The sequence below is a fragment of the Lysobacter sp. F6437 genome (genome assembly GCF_052547215.1).
This window is the reverse complement of sequence record NZ_JBQWRB010000001.1, coordinates 1688965-1703151: the sequence shown is the minus strand read 5'-3', so window position 1 is coordinate 1703151 and position 14187 is coordinate 1688965. Positions and strand designations below refer to the sequence as shown.

Here is a 14187-nt window from a genome sequence, read left to right as displayed (position 1 = left end):
CGGCCGGTCGAAGCCGGCCGCAAGGCACACATTATTGATGGTCTGGCCGTTCAGTGCACCGGTTCCGGGTCTTCCTCGAACATCTGGGTCTCCATCCACGCGTAGGCGGCCTCGCTGCCGGGCTGGTTGAACAGCACCATCAGCACGACCCACTTGAGGTCGTCGAGGTCGATGCCGTCCTGGTCCAGTGCCATCGCACGGTCCAGCACCAGTTCGCGCTGGCCGGCGTCGAGGATGCCGCGTTGCTCCAGGAACAGCAGGAAGCCGCGGCAATCGGTGTCGAGCCGGTCGAGTTCGGGGCCGGCATAGACCCGGATCGGGCCATCGGCGCGCGCAGGCGTGGCCGCCGGCCGTTGCAGGGCCAGCGCATCGAGCCATTCGAAGGCCTTGTTGATCTCCGCCGGGCTGAATCCGGCCTGGCCCAGCTCCTGGAACAGCGGGCCGCTTTGCAGGTTTTCGCGGTCGCGGACGAGGTCCGCATCTTCGGTGAAGTAGTGTTCGAACAGGTACAGCAGGACGTCCAGGATGCTCTCTTTCATTTCCCCTCGGCCTGCGCCGCAAGCGGCGCGGTGGGTCAGGAGTTGCTGAGACCGCCGGACCATCCGCGCAAATTCACGCATGGGTTCAACGGTTGCGAAAATACCGGCCGTGTTGCGCCGCCACGCGACCCTCCAGCTCCATGAGCAGCAGCATGGATGACAGTCGTGCGGCCGTCAATCCGGTGCGTTCGACCAACTGGTCCATACCGGTTGGGTCGTGACCGAGCGCACACCACACGATGTGGTGGTCGCTGTCTGCATCGTCGTTGGCCTCCGACTGCCGGTTTGGACCACGGATGGTGGCCGGCGGTTCAATCCGGGCAGGCCCGGGCGGGTGGGTGAGCGTTCCGTGGTCAGGATCGTGAAGACCGGCGCCGACGACGGCATGGCCCATCGACGTGGGGGCGAGCAGGCGCTGGCGCAAGTCGCCGGCCAGGCCCGCCACGGCCGGGGCGAGCAGGTCGATCACCTCCTGCGGATGTTCGATCAGCGCGGCGCCATCGCGGATCAAGCGGTGGCAGCCGCGCGCGAGCGGGTTGTGGATCGAGCCCGGCAGGGCCATCACCTCACGCCCGCAGTCGGCGGCGAGCCGGGCGGTGATCAGCGCGCCGGAGCGGTGCGCTGCCTCGATCACCAGGGTGCCGAGGCTGAGTCCGGCGAGGATCCGGTTCCGGCTCGGGAAATGCTCCTTGCGCGGCCCGGTTCCCGGCAGGTGTTCGCTGACGATGGCGCCCTGTTTGGCGATCTTTCCGTGCAGGTCGCGGTTGCTGCGTGGGTACGCCACGTCCGGCCCGGTGCCGAGGACGGCCACGGTCAGCGCATCGCTGGCGAGGGCGGCATGGTGGGCGGCGGTGTCGATGCCGGCCGCCATGCCACTGGCGACCAGCAGGCCGGCGGCGCCCAGTGCGCGGGTGAACGCCACCGTGTTCTCGCGGCCGACCGGGGTCGGCGAGCGGCTGCCCACGATCGCCACCGCGGGCCGCCACAGCAGGGCGGGGTCGCCGGCCACGAACAGCGCCAGCGGCGGATTCGGGCTGCGCCGCAACAGCGGCGGGTAGTCGGGGTGGTGCCAGCCGAGCAGGTGGTGGTCGCCATCTGCGAGCCAGTCGCGGGCACTACCCAGCTCGGCCGGTGCGGGCCCGCGCAATGCGGTGACCTGGGCCGCGGACAGGCCGCTGGCGCGCCACAGCGGTGCGCCAGCGGCGATCACGGCCGCGGGTCGCGCCTGTTCCAGCAGAAGTCGCCGCGGCGCGGCGGCGCCACCGCAGGCGAGCAGGCGCAGCAGGGCTTCGACATCGGCGGCCGTGTCGGCGGTGGATGCGGGCGACCCGGAGCGCGCCGGGTCGTCGATGAAGAGTTCGGGGCGGGGAGAGTCCGGGGTCGGCATCCGCCCAGCATCGGCCGCAAACGACGACGGCGCCCTAGGGCGCCGTCGCGTGTAGCCGTAGGGAAATCCCCGGGCGATCAGTAAGGCGCGTCCGGGTGTTTGAGCTCATGGCCGACCTGGATCGGCCGGATTGCATCCATCACCAGCGCGTAGCTGACCTTGTCGAAGGTGCGGAACACCATCAGGTGGCCGGCGAACTCGTCCGGCAGGCGCACCTTGCTGTTCTTGCCGAAGGTGTCCTCGCTGCGGTCCCACGGCCCGTTCTCGACGCGGTCGACCACCGAATTGCCGACCTGCCAGCTGGAGAATACGGTGCCGTTGTCGACGCCGTCGCGGGCACCGACCGAGATCGCCACCACGTCGCGCGGACCGCCGGTGCTCAGCATGTCGGCGACCGCCATGATGCGGGCGCGACCGAAGTCGAGCTGGCGGTTGGGCGCGTGCGGGAAGAACTGCAGGTCGTAGGGCTGGGCTTCGACCGGGATCAGGCGATCGCCGACCCGGACTTCGCGACCGCTGTCGTCCAGCAGCAGGGTGGTGACCTCGATGCCGCCGACTTCGCCACGGGTGACGGTGCCGGTGTTCTGCCGCATCAGCTCGTAGCCAAGCAGCTCGTGGCCGTTGTCGGACACCACCGCGTTGGTCCAGTACTGCTCGAAATCGATCGTGCGCTTGCCGCGGAAATCGAGATCGTCCTTGTGGAAGATGTCGCAGCAGGCTTCGCGATCCAGCCGGGTGTAGCGCTGGGTCGGACGGACCACCTGGTAACGCTGGCCTGGCTGTGCGTTCTCCAGGCCCTCGATGTAGGCGACCTGGCCCTGGGTGCTGCGCAGCCGCTCGGTCTCGAGCGACACCACGTATGGCAGTTGCTCGAACTCGTCGACCACCCGCAGGTCCTTCAGGAACGGCTCGACCTCCGACAGCGGCACGCCGGTCACCGGGGCGACCTCGCGCGGGCCGGCTTCGGCCACGGTCACGCGGTCGAGGTAGGCCAGCGACAGCACGTCGCCCGGATAGATGAGGTGGGGATTGGCCACCTGCGGGTTGGCCTGCCAGATTTCCGGCCACAGCCACGGCTTCTCGAGGAAGCGCCCGGCGATATCCCACAAGGTGTCGCCCTTCTGCACCACGTAGGTGTCCGGATGGTCGCCACGAATCTCGGCGGCCAACGCATGGGCGGCAATAGTCAACAACGCAGCGGTCATCACCGCACGGATCGGTTTTAGCATGGCAGTTCTACCTGATTCCCCTTGCAGGTGCGCCCGAGCGTCAGTATCTGACGGAGGGGGCTGCCCGCACTATATCCCAGAAGAACCGCGCGGTTGCAAGCAATCCGACCCCTCAACAGCGTTACAATCCATCGGCTGCTTGTGGTTGTGACCCACGCCCCCATTTTCAGAGCCATGGCCCTTTTACCGATACTCGAATTCCCCGATCCGCGCCTGCGCACCGTCGCCGCGCCCGTCGACCTGTCGCACGTGGCATCGCCGGAATTCCAGCAATTGCTCGACGACATGTTCGAGACCATGTACGCCGCGCCCGGCATCGGCCTGGCGGCGAGTCAGGTCGATGTGCACCAGAGCTTCATGGTGATCGACGTCAGCGAAGAGAAAGACCAGCCGCTGGTGTTCATCAACCCGGAGATCACTGAGCGCACCGGCGAGCAGGTCTGCCAGGAAGGTTGCCTGTCGGTGCCTGGGATCTTCGCCGACGTGACCCGCTCCGACCGGATCACGGTCAAGGCGATCGGGCGCGACGGCCGGCCGTTCGAGCTGCAGGTCGACGACCTGCTGGCGGTCTGCGTGCAGCATGAGATGGACCATCTGCTGGGCAAGCTGTTCGTCGATTACCTGTCGCCGCTGAAGCGCGAGATGGTGCGCAAGAAGCTGGCCAAGGCCAAGCGCAACGCGGCCTGAGTGTCGCGGCGGCGGTTGTAGAATCGCCACATGAGAATTGTTTTCGCCGGAACCCCCGAGTTCGCCGTGCCGTGCCTGCGTGCGGCGGCCCAACGAAATGAAGTCGTTGCCGTGTACACCCAGCCCGATCGACCGGCTGGGCGTGGCCGTACGCTGGCGCCGTCGCCGGTCAAGCGCGAGGCGCTGATCCGCGGGATCGAGGTGCTGCAGCCGGAGAGCTTCAAGTCGCCGCTGTCGCGCGAGGCGCTCGCTGCGCTCAAGCCCGACCTGCTGGTGGTGGTTGCCTACGGACTTATCCTGCCGCAGGCGGTGCTCGACATCCCGACCCACGGTTGCTGGAACGTGCACGCCTCATTGCTGCCGCGCTGGCGCGGTGCGGCGCCGATCCAGCGCGCGATCCAGGCCGGCGATGCGCAGACCGGGGTTTGCCTGATGCAGATGGAGAAGGGCCTGGATACCGGTCCGGTGTTGCTGAAGCAGGCGATCGACATCGCTGCCGACGAGACCGGCGGCAAACTGCATGACCGCCTCGCCGAACTCGGCGCGCAGGTGCTGTCCGACGGTCTCGGCCTGTTGCGTGCCGGCATCCGCCCGGTGCCGCAACCGCAGCCGGTCGAAGGCGTCACCTACGCACACAAGCTAGACAAGGCCGAGGCGCGGCTCGACTGGAGTCGCCCGGCGACCGAACTGGCCAACACCGTGCGCGCGTTCAATCCGTGGCCGATGGCCGAGGCGCAGCTGGCCGGTGAACGTGTGCGCCTGCATGGCGCGGTGGCGTTGCCACTGGCCCACGGCGCCGCGCCGGGAACCATCCTGCTGACCGGCCGCGATGGCATCGACGTTGCCAGTGGCGAAGGCGCATTGCGTATCCGTGTGCTGCAACGCGACGGTGGCAAGGCGATGACCGCCGCCGATTACCTCAACGGCCGACGCGACCTGCTGGCGGGTGCATAACCGCCCATGAAGCCGACGGTCGGAACCCAACCGCGCGTCATCGCCACCCGCGTGCTCGACGCGGTGCTGCACAACGGCCGGTCGCTCAAAGCGGAACTGGCGACCTCGCTCAAGCAGTTGCCCGATCCACGCGACCGCGCGCTGGTCGAGGCGATCTGCTTTGCGGTACTGCGCGAGGGCGCACGTTTCGACGCGGCGTTGGCCGCATGGTTGCCGCGCCCGCTGGCCAAGCGCGATCGCGAACTGCATGCGCTGATGCTGGCCGGCTTCGCCCAGCTCGATCCGATCGGCCTGCCACCGCACGCGGCCGTCGCCGCGACCGTCGAAGCCGCGCGCGTGCTCGGCCGCCAGCACCAGTCCGGGCTGGTCAACGCGTTGATGCGACGCGCACTGCGCGAAGGTCTGCCGGTCGCCGAGGCGGGCGCGCAATGGCCGCAATGGTTGCGTGCGCGGATCGAGCACGACTGGCCCGGACAGAGCGATGCCATCTTCGCCGCCAGCGCGCAGGCACCGCCGCTGTGGCTGCGGGTCAATCGCCGGCAGGGCGCATGCGACGACTATCGCGAACAGTTGCAGCAAGCCGGCATCGAGGCGACGTCCGATCCCGACCTCGCCGACGGCCTGCGGCTCGATACCCCGGTACCGGTTGCCACGCTGCCGGGTTTCGCCGACGGCGCGGTGTCGGTACAGGACGGCGCCGCCCAGCGCGTCGCCGATGCACTCGCACCGGCGCCCGGCGCGCGCGTGCTGGATGCCTGCGCCGCGCCCGGCGGCAAGTCCGCGCACCTGCTCGAACGCGACCCGACCCTGCGGCTGACCGCGCTCGACATCGACCCGACGCGGCTGCGGCAGGTCCGCGAAACCCTCGATCGCCTGCAGCTCGACGGCAACACCGAACTGCGCGCCGCCGATGCTGCCGACATCGACAACTGGTGGGACGGCAGCGCATTCGACGCGGTGCTGCTGGACGCACCGTGTTCGGCCACCGGCATCATCCGGCGCCAGCCCGACGTCTTGTTGCACCGGCGCGAGTCCGACCTCACCGCACTGGCCAGAACCCAGGCCGCGTTGCTCGACGCGCTGTGGCGCACCGTCGCCCCCGGCGGCGTGCTGCTGTACGCGACCTGTTCGATCCTCAAGGCCGAGAACGCCACGCAGGTCGACGCCTTCCTCGCGCGCACGCCCGACGCAACCGCCGAACCACTCGACGCCAGGTTCGGCCACGCCAGCGGCGTCGGCCGCCAACGCCTGCCCGGCGAGGATGGCATGGACGGCTTCTTCTACGCGCGTCTACGCAAGGCCTGAGCCGGCAATTCCGCCGCAGCGTGGTCGTCGCTTTCATTGCGGTCGCGATTCCAGCCGCGGTGGCGGATATCCAGCCACAGGCTGTAGCCGGCGGTGAATGCGGGAAACAGGTTCTGCACGATCCCGACCGCGTCCTGCTTGTGCGAGAACACGAAGTAGGCCAGCGTCATCGCGCTGCCCAGCAGGCTCATGTACCAGAACAGCCGCGGAATCACCGGCTGGCGCGCCTTGCGCGAAGCCAGGAACTGCACCAGCCAGCGTGAGCCGAACATCAGCGCGCCGGTCAGGCCGATGATCTTCCACGGCGACATGTGCAGCCCGGTCCACGTCAACCAGGCAAGTTCGGTGTTCATGAAGTCGGCAGGCATGTCAGTACTCCTCGGCGCGCGTGGTGCTGCCGCGCCGGATCAGCCACGCCACCCCGCGCAGGTCACGCAGGCCGACCCAGGCGCGGCCGAAGTTGTTGTATTTCGACTGGCCGTGGCTGCGCGGGCGATGGTTGACCGGCACGCTGACCGTCAGCCAGCCGTCGCGTTGCATCAACGCCGGCAGGTAGCGGTGCATGTGGTTGAAGAATGGCAGTTCGAGGAACGCGGCGCGCTCGAACAACTTGGTGCCGCAGCCGGTGTCGGGGGTGTCGTCGCCGAGCATCCGGGCCCGGATCGCATTGGCCCAGCGCGATGCCCGGCGCTTGCCGGCGGAGTCGTGGCGTTCGACCCGCCAGCCGGCGAACAGCTTGACCCCGGGCGCCGCGGCCGCGCGCGCGGCCAGCAGCATCGGGATATCGGCCGGGTCGTTCTGGCCGTCGCCGTCGAGGGTCGCGATCCAGTCGCCTCGGGCCGCTTTGATCCCGTTGCGGATCGCGACGCTCTGGCCGCTGCGTGCGGCGTGGTGCAACACGCGCAGTTCGGGCACCCGCGACTTCAGCGCCTGCAACGCACCGAGGGTGCCGTCGCTGGAGCAGTCATCGACGACCACCAGCTCGAATGCGACCACGCCACGCAGCGCCGCCACCACTTCTTCGACCAGCGGCACGATGTTGTCGTGTTCATTGAAGGCCGGCACGACCACCGACAGTGGGAGAGCAGGGTTCATGGGCGGGTCGCACATCGGATTGCGGAGCTGCGGGCCAGTGTCGCCGGATCCCTGTCGGAAATTTGTTCAGACGCGGTGAGGAAGCGCCGGCGTGGCAGGGCGTGGACGCGGGCGTCTGGACAATTTTCCGACCGTGCGGCATCGATACTCTGCCCGCAGGCGGCCTACCCCGACCGCCATCCGGAGGGACTTGTCACGTGCGCCCAGGGATCGAAGTCAATCGCGAACGCTGGCTGTTCTGGACGGTCGCATTACTGCTGATCGGCGCCGGGCTCGGCCTGCGTGACCCGTGGCCGGCCGACGAGCCGCGTTACGCATTGGTTGCGCGGCAGATGGTCGAGTCGGGCCAGTGGCTGTTTCCGATGCGCGGCGACGAGCTGTATCCGGACAAGCCGCCGTTATTCATGTGGCTGCAGGCGCTGTTCCTGCAAATGACCGGGCAGTTGCGGATCGCCTTCCTGCTGCCGTCACTGCTGGCCGCACTCGGCACGCTGGCACTGGTGCGTGACCTCGGCCGTTGCCTCTGGACCCCGCAAGCCGGTGCGTATGCCGCGTGGGCGCTGCTGTTCGCAATCCAGTTCACCTGGCAGGCCAAGCGCGCGCAGATCGATCCGACCGTGACGTTCTTCATTACCCTGTCGGTGTACGGACTGCTTCGGCACCTGCTGTGCGGGCCGGACAATCGGATGTGGCTGCTGGGCTGGTTCGCTGCCGGGCTAGGGGTCATCAGCAAGGGCGTCGGGGTGGTCGCATTGCTGGTGTTGCTGCCCGCGGCGTGGGCGTCGTGGCGCGGCTGGCCTGGCTTGTCGCGGATGAGCGCGACACGATTCGCGCTGGGCTTGGTGGCGTTGCTCGCGCCGGTGCTGGCGTGGCTGCTGCCGATGCTGTGGTCGGTGCAGGCCAGTGGTGACCCGGCGCTGCACGCCTACGCCGACAACATCCTGCTGAAGCAGACCGCGCAGCGCTATGCCAATGCCTGGCACCACCATCAGCCGTGGTGGTATTTCGGCGGAGTGATCGCCAGTCAGTGGCTGCCGGCGGTGCTGGCGCTGCCGTGGGCGATCCCGCGTTGGCGCGAGGCGCTGCGCGGACGCGATGCGCGGGTGTTGCTGCCGCTGGCATGGATCGCGCTGGTGGTGCTGTTTTTCAGCCTCAGCCGCGGCAAACGCGAGGTTTATATCCTGCCGGCGCTGCCGATGCTGTGCCTGTTGCTGGGGCCGTGGTTGGCAGTGATCGTCGCCAAGCCGTGGCCGCGACGACTGGCGTTCGCGTTCGCGCTGTTGCTGTCGACGGGGCTGGCGTTGGCCGGTGCTTGGGTGCTGGCCGGCGAGCCGTCGTTCGAGCAGAAGCTTGATGAGGCACGGGGACTGGTCGACGGGGCGAATGCGCTGGGCGCGATGGTGCTGGGTATCGGCGTGTTCGGGCTCGGCGCGCTCGCGTGGTGGCGGGTGCGGGGCGCGGTAGCCGGATTGCTCTTCACCTTGGCCGGGTTGTGGATCGGGTTTGGCCTGATCGGCTACCCGTTGCTCAACGACGCCAGTTCCGCGCGCGGGCTGATGCAGCGTACCGGCGCGCTGATCGGCGCCGACGCCGAACTCGGGCTGGTCGCATGGAAGGAGCAGAATCTGCTGATGGCCGACCGGCCGGCGCGCACGTTCGGCTTCCGCCGCCCGGTCGCGGAGCAGCGCCGCGATGCACTGGCGTGGCAAGCCGATGCCCCGGCCACGCGCTGGCTGCAGTTCGAGGAGTCGGCGCTGGGCGACTGCATCGACCGCAGCGTCGCGGTCGACCTGGGCGTCGCCAACCGGCGCCGATGGTGGTTGCTGCCCGCCGCGGCCACCGTGTCCTGCCGCGCCGAACACGGTTCGCGCTGAAGAAGCGCCGTATCCTGTCCGCCCCGCAAGCGGATGGACCTGCCGAATGCCATTGGCAAGAATTTTCGGTCGCGACAACGGCGCCGGCCTGGCCCGTGACATGCGGCTGGTCGCGCAACTGATGGAGCAGGCCGGCCACGACGTCGAGGTGGTGGGCTTCGGCAACGAGAAGGGCGTACGCATGTTGCGCGAGGCAGGCTTGTGGGCGGCGCGCAGCTGGCGCGGCCGGGCCGACCTGCAGATATCGCTGGAACACGTCTACCCGCTCTCGCTCGGACTGGGCCGTCGCAATCTGCTGATCCCGAACCCCGAGTGGTTCCGCGACAAGTGGAAGCCGACCTTGCCGCGGTTCGGCGCCGTGCTGTGCAAGACCCGTCACGCCGGACGGATATTCGGCGAACTCGGTTGCCGCACCCGGCACATCGGCTTCACCAGCGACGACCGGCTGGATGCCGCGGTGCCGCGCGAGGATGCGTTCCTCCACCTGGCCGGACGCAGCCCGGTCAAGGGCACCGAGGCCGTGCTGGCGGCGTGGCGCAGGCGTCCGGACTGGCCGCGGCTGGTGGTGGTGCAGGGCCCGCGCTATGCACGTCCCGGCCCGCCGGCTTCCAACATCGAACATCGCATCGGCAAGGTCGACGACGCCGAAGTCCGCCGGCTGCAGAACGCCCATCGCTTCCACATCTGTCCGTCGGAAGCCGAGGGCTTCGGCCATTGCCTGATGGAGGCGATGAGCGTCGGCGCAATCACCCTTACCGTCGACGGTGAGCCGATGAACGAGCTGGTCGACGACAGCCACGGCATGCTGATCCCGCCGTCCAGCGTAGGATCGTTGGGGCTCGCGCCGAGCTACCGGGTCGATCCGGATGACATCGAGGTCGCGGTCGATCGCGTGCTGGTGATGCCGCTGGCCGAGCGCGAGACCCGTTCGCGCCGGGCGCGGACACGGTTCGAGGAAAACGACGCCGCGTTCCGCAACAACTTCGTACAGATCGCGATGGAGGATTGATGGCTGGTAACCGCTACCTGCTTTACGGCTCGGTGCGTTACGCGCTCGGCATCCTGCGGCCGCTGCAGGCGGCGGCGCGTGCGCGCGGCGACGAGGCGGCGTGGTTCTTCGATGGCGGCGACGGCGCTGACGAACTGATCGCCGACGAACACCTGCTCACCAGCGTCGAGCAGGTGCGCGACTGGAACCCGACCGCGATCTTCACCTCGAGCAACGCGCTGCCGCACTTCTTCCCCGGCGTGAAGGTGCAGACCTTCCACGGTTTCGACGCCGGCAAGCCGCGGCACATCTACATCCGCCCGTTCTTCGACCTGTACTGCACCACCGGGCCGCAGGACACCGCGGCATTCCAGGCGCTGGCCGATCGCAAGCGCTTCTTCCGCGTGATCGAGACCGGCTGGCCCAAGCTCGATCCGTTCCTGAGCGGCCTGCCGGAGACGTTGCCATCGGTGCGCGAGCCGCCGGTGATCCTCTATCACTCGACTTTCTCGCCCTCGTGGAGCGCGGCGAAGCTGCTGCATGACGAGGTCAAACGACTGTCGCGCGACGGCCGCTGGCGCTGGATCGTGACCCTGCACCCGAAGATGGATCCGGAAGTGGTCGCGATGTACCGCGCGCTGGAGAACGAACACCTGCGCTTCGCCGACGATGACAACATCCTCGACCTGTTCGGACAGGTCGACATGATGTGTTCCGACACCTCGTCGGCGCTGAGCGAGTTCCTGCTGACCGGCAAGCCGGTGGTGACGTTCAAGAACCGCCGACCGGGGCCGCAGCTGATCGATATCGACGATCCGGCCGACTTCGAGCCGGCGATCGAACGCGCGTTGTCGCGCCCGCCGGAGCTGATGGCGGCGATCCGCGAATTTGCCGAGCGCACCCATCCGTATCGCGACGGGCGTTCGAGCGAGCGCACGCTGGAGGCGGTCGACCGCTTCCTCGCCGAGGGCGGCACCGCGTCGCTGAAGCGTCGACCGCTCGACCCGTGGCGCAAGTTCAAGTTGCGCCGGCGCCTGCGTTACTGGGGGCCTGCCTGATGCGCATCGTCCACCTGATCCTGACCAGCCGCTTCGCCGGCAGTGAACGCCATGCGCTGGAGCTGGCCGCGGCGCAGGCCGCCGAGCATGACGTGACGGTGGTGCTGCGCCGTGCCGGCACCGCGTCGCGCGCCGATGCGATCGCCCACCGGGTTGATCCGCGGGTCAAGGTCGAGGTGGTCGGTGATCTGTTCACCGCATGGCAGGCGCGCCGCGTGTTGCGGCGGCTGCGGCCGGAGGTCGCGCATGCGCACCTCAGTGGCGGTTGCCGCGCGCTGCACGGGCTCGACGTGCCCGGCTGCCTGCGTGTGGCGACCCTGCACATCCACTACAAACCGAGCCAGCACGCACCGTTGGACGGGCTGATCGCGATCGCGCCGTGGCAGCTGGATGCGATCCCCGAACCGCTGCGCGCCCACACGGTGCAGGTCGACAACTGGACGTTGCCGCGACACCCCAGCGACGGTGCACGTGCGCGGTTGCGCGCCGAACACGGCATCGACGACGGCACGTTCGTGGTCGGTGCGCTGGGCCGGGTCGAGCCGGCCAAGGGGCTGGACGTGCTGGTCGAGGCGTTCGAACGCGCACAGTTGCCCGATGCGCGGCTGGTGATCGTCGGCCAGGGCAAGGCGTGGAAGGCGGTGCGCGGGCAGGCCGGGCCGGAGGTGCTGATGCCGGGGTTCGCCGAGCATCCGCAGGACTGGCTGGCGGCGTTCGACGGGTTCGTCAGCGCGGCGCGCCGGGAACCGTTCGGGCTAGTGCTGCTGGAGGCCATGCAGGCCGGCCTGCCGATCGTCGCCACCGCCAGCGAGGGCGCGCGCCACCTGGCATCGCAACTGCCCGAGTCACCGGTGCCGATCGACGATGCCGGGGCGATGGCCAAGGCGTTGCAGCGGATGCACGCGGCGGGACAGCGTCGGCTGTCGTACCCGATGGATGCGTTCCGGATCGAGTCGAAGCTGGCACAGGTCGAGGCGTTCTACCGCGAAGGCCTGGCCCGCCTGCGCGGCGCCTGAGCCGCGCGAACCGACCGGTCACCAGCGCAGCGGCCGCCGCGCCACTTCCCGCGACAGCGTCGCGTACAGCGCCTGCGCCTCGGCCAGCGGCAGGAACCGCACGCGCAGCGGCGGCGACATCGCCCCGGCGCCGGCGGTGTCCAGCCACACCGTTGCGGTGCCGCAGCGGCGGTCGACCGGGTTGCGGGTCAGCTGCAGCGCCTGCAGCTTGTCGATCTCGGCGAAGCGCCAGTAGCGGTTGATCCAGCCCTCGCGTATCGCGACCAGCTCGTCGCCCAGCGCCCACGCCGCGCGCGCGGCACGCCGCCGCGCCTTGAATGCCGACCACGGCAGCCACGCCAGCGCGAGCAGGCCCCAGCCACCCAGGTTCCAGGCCAGCACTGCCGCAGCCAACAGCACCCACGGCACCGATGGCAGCCACAGCCGCCACCAGCTGCGGGGCGGCAACGGTTGCCACGACAGGCTGTCCCAGCCCTTCGCCGGCAGCAGGTGGGCAACGAGTTCGGCGCATTTGCCGGGCGGCGCGATCGGCGCGACCTCGCGCAACGCGCGCTGCTGGTTCTGCTGCTCACCGACCGCGGTGTCGACCTCCAGCGTCTGTCGCCGAAGCCAGCGATGCAGCAGTCCTTCGCGCAAGGTCCAGGCCTGGATCCGCCGGCGCGAGACACTCGTGCGCCAGCGCGCCAGCAGTCCGCGCTCGACCGTCAGCCGGCGGCCGTGTTCGCTGAGCCGGAAGCCGTAGTACTGCAGCAGCGCCAGCACGATCGACAGCAGCCGCATCAGCAGCACCGCCAGCAGCGCGAGGCTGATCGCGGCAACGGCATATTCGGCGACGCCGAAGTGGCGTTCGCCGGCCCAGCCGAACAGCGCCTTGCCCCAGTGTTCGAACAGGTTGGGAATCAGCTCGCGGTTGAACTGGGAGGCGCCGCCGAACGCCGCCGCCACCAGGATCAGCCCGCGGTTTGACACCAGCCCGAGCCGCAGCACTTCGCCCGGCGACAGTTCCAGCAGCGTGTCCGACGCTACGCTCGCGGCCGCCGCTGCGGGGCCGGCCGCCCGGCCGCGTTGCCGCACCAGCGTCTCCAGCGCCAGCGCGTCCTCCAGCTTGAGCACGCGCATCTCGGCTTCGGGCTTCTTGCCGCCGGCCGATTCCAGCCGCACCTCGGCGACCCCGAACACCCGATGCAGCATCGACTGCTGCAAGGCGACGTTGTGGATGCGGGCGAACGGAATCACCCGCAGGCTGCGTTCCAGCAAGCCGCTGCGGACCACCAGTGCGTCGCCGGCCACGCCGTAGCGATAGGTGAAGTACTGCCACAACGACACCAGCGCGAGCACGCCGACGCCGATCAGCGGCCACAACTCGTTGCGATCGCCTTGTCCAAACACCAGCAGCGCGAGCAGCGGCACGATGAACTGCTTGAGCTGCGCCAGCAGCACGAACAGCCACGACATCGGGTGCAGGCGGCGCTCGGCATCGGTGGCGCTGGCGGTCGGCGCCGGCGGCTGCGGTTCGGCCTCAGTCATCGTCGTCGTGGTCTATCTGGCGGCCGAGCCGGTCGCGCAGTCGCTCGGCATCGGCGCCATCGAGGTTGGGCACGGTCACCGCGCCGTGGCGGGTGCCGGCGGTATGCACGACCAGGGTCGCCAGTGCGCGGCCGCGTTGCAGCGGCCCGTGCTTGAGGTCGAGGTGCTGGACCCGGCTGGCCGGGACCCGCGTCTCGCGTTGCCACAGCCGGCCACGGCGCACCGCAAGACCCTCGTCGTCGAGCCGCCAGAAGGTGTGGCGGTACTGCTTCAGGCCCAGCCACAGGCCGAATGCGGCGCCGAGCAGCAACCCCAGCACGGCGATCGCGACCATCCCGGTGCTCGACCGGTCCATTGCCAACGCGCAGACCACGCCGGCGCCCAGCCCGACCGCGCCCGCCAGCGGCACCGTGCCGATCAGGAACAGGTTGCGCGAGCGCGGTGGCAACGGCTGCCAGGCCGACGGGTCGAACGGGTCGGCCGGCTCGACCGGATGGGCTGACGGAGCTGGGTCGTGCACAGCAATTC

Annotated in this window: 14 protein-coding genes; 7 read left to right on the top strand and 7 right to left on the bottom strand. The window is 69.3% G+C overall.

Annotated features, from left to right (window positions below):
• Positions 1 to 50 precede the first annotated feature (50 nt).
• The 3 genes from ACT9F5_RS07915 to ACT9F5_RS07905 form a co-directional block, all read right to left on the bottom strand.
• Complete coding sequence (locus ACT9F5_RS07915; protein ID WP_445119336.1) at positions 51 to 539, bottom strand: DUF494 family protein; 489 nt, start codon at positions 537 to 539, stop codon at positions 51 to 53.
• An 85-nt stretch (positions 540 to 624) separates the two neighbouring features.
• On the bottom strand, positions 625 to 1926 hold the full coding sequence (gene dprA / locus ACT9F5_RS07910) for a DNA-processing protein DprA (protein ID WP_445119335.1): 1302 nt from the start codon (positions 1924 to 1926) through the stop codon (positions 625 to 627).
• Positions 1927 to 2003: 77 nt separating this feature from the next.
• A complete protein-coding gene (locus ACT9F5_RS07905) occupies positions 2004 to 3155 on the bottom strand; it encodes a LysM peptidoglycan-binding domain-containing protein (protein ID WP_445119334.1) in 1152 nt (383 codons plus the stop codon).
• A gap of 174 nt (positions 3156 to 3329) precedes the next feature.
• Here ACT9F5_RS07905 and def point away from each other — a divergent pair, with 174 nt between their 5' ends.
• Genes def through rsmB form a run of 3 tightly spaced genes read left to right on the top strand, consistent with a single transcriptional unit; the run spans position 3330 to position 6101 of the window.
• On the top strand, positions 3330 to 3842 hold the full coding sequence (def, locus tag ACT9F5_RS07900) for a peptide deformylase (RefSeq protein WP_445119333.1): 513 nt from the start codon (positions 3330 to 3332) through the stop codon (positions 3840 to 3842).
• A gap of 30 nt (positions 3843 to 3872) precedes the next feature.
• Positions 3873 to 4796, top strand: a complete 924-nt coding sequence (gene fmt, locus ACT9F5_RS07895; RefSeq protein WP_445119332.1) for a methionyl-tRNA formyltransferase — start codon at positions 3873 to 3875, stop codon at positions 4794 to 4796.
• A gap of 6 nt (positions 4797 to 4802) precedes the next feature.
• Positions 4803 to 6101: a 16S rRNA (cytosine(967)-C(5))-methyltransferase RsmB gene (rsmB, locus tag ACT9F5_RS07890; protein ID WP_445119331.1), complete on the top strand. Its 1299-nt coding sequence runs from the start codon at positions 4803 to 4805 to the stop codon at positions 6099 to 6101.
• Here the strand turns inward: rsmB and ACT9F5_RS07885 are convergent.
• The gene (locus ACT9F5_RS07885) at positions 6077 to 6469 is read right to left on the bottom strand and encodes a lipid-A-disaccharide synthase N-terminal domain-containing protein (RefSeq protein WP_445119330.1); all 393 of its coding nucleotides are present in this window, start codon (positions 6467 to 6469) and stop codon (positions 6077 to 6079) included. The genes rsmB and ACT9F5_RS07885 overlap by 25 nt on opposite strands.
• A gap of 1 nt (position 6470) precedes the next feature.
• Positions 6471 to 7196 carry a glycosyltransferase gene (locus tag ACT9F5_RS07880; RefSeq protein WP_445119329.1) on the bottom strand — a complete coding sequence of 242 codons (726 nt, stop codon included), beginning with the start codon at positions 7194 to 7196 and terminating at the stop codon, positions 6471 to 6473.
• Positions 7197 to 7393: 197 nt separating this feature from the next.
• On the opposite strand from ACT9F5_RS07880, the gene ACT9F5_RS07875 reads away from it, so the two are divergent.
• From ACT9F5_RS07875 to ACT9F5_RS07860, 4 genes are read left to right on the top strand one after another with little or no spacing between them, the layout of a single operon-like run.
• Positions 7394 to 9070: a glycosyltransferase family 39 protein gene (locus ACT9F5_RS07875; protein WP_445119328.1), complete on the top strand. Its 1677-nt coding sequence runs from the start codon at positions 7394 to 7396 to the stop codon at positions 9068 to 9070.
• Positions 9071 to 9122: 52 nt separating this feature from the next.
• Entirely contained in the window at positions 9123 to 10079 is a 957-nt protein-coding gene (locus ACT9F5_RS07870) for a glycosyltransferase (RefSeq protein ID WP_445119327.1), read from the top strand.
• Positions 10079 to 11116 carry a CDP-glycerol glycerophosphotransferase family protein gene (locus ACT9F5_RS07865; RefSeq protein WP_445119326.1) on the top strand — a complete coding sequence of 346 codons (1038 nt, stop codon included), beginning with the start codon at positions 10079 to 10081 and terminating at the stop codon, positions 11114 to 11116. Before ACT9F5_RS07870 ends, ACT9F5_RS07865 begins: the two co-directional genes overlap by 1 nt.
• Positions 11116 to 12132: a glycosyltransferase gene (locus ACT9F5_RS07860; protein WP_445119325.1), complete on the top strand. Its 1017-nt coding sequence runs from the start codon at positions 11116 to 11118 to the stop codon at positions 12130 to 12132. The genes ACT9F5_RS07865 and ACT9F5_RS07860 overlap by 1 nt, the downstream gene beginning before the upstream one ends.
• An 18-nt stretch (positions 12133 to 12150) precedes the next feature.
• Here ACT9F5_RS07860 and ACT9F5_RS07855 read toward each other — a convergent pair whose 3' ends face one another.
• Positions 12151 to 13659: a PH domain-containing protein gene (locus tag ACT9F5_RS07855; protein WP_445119324.1), complete on the bottom strand. Its 1509-nt coding sequence runs from the start codon at positions 13657 to 13659 to the stop codon at positions 12151 to 12153.
• On the bottom strand, positions 13652 to 14179 hold the full coding sequence (locus ACT9F5_RS07850) for a PH domain-containing protein (protein WP_445119323.1): 528 nt from the start codon (positions 14177 to 14179) through the stop codon (positions 13652 to 13654). The genes ACT9F5_RS07855 and ACT9F5_RS07850 overlap by 8 nt, the downstream gene beginning before the upstream one ends.
• Positions 14180 to 14187 lie beyond the last annotated feature (8 nt).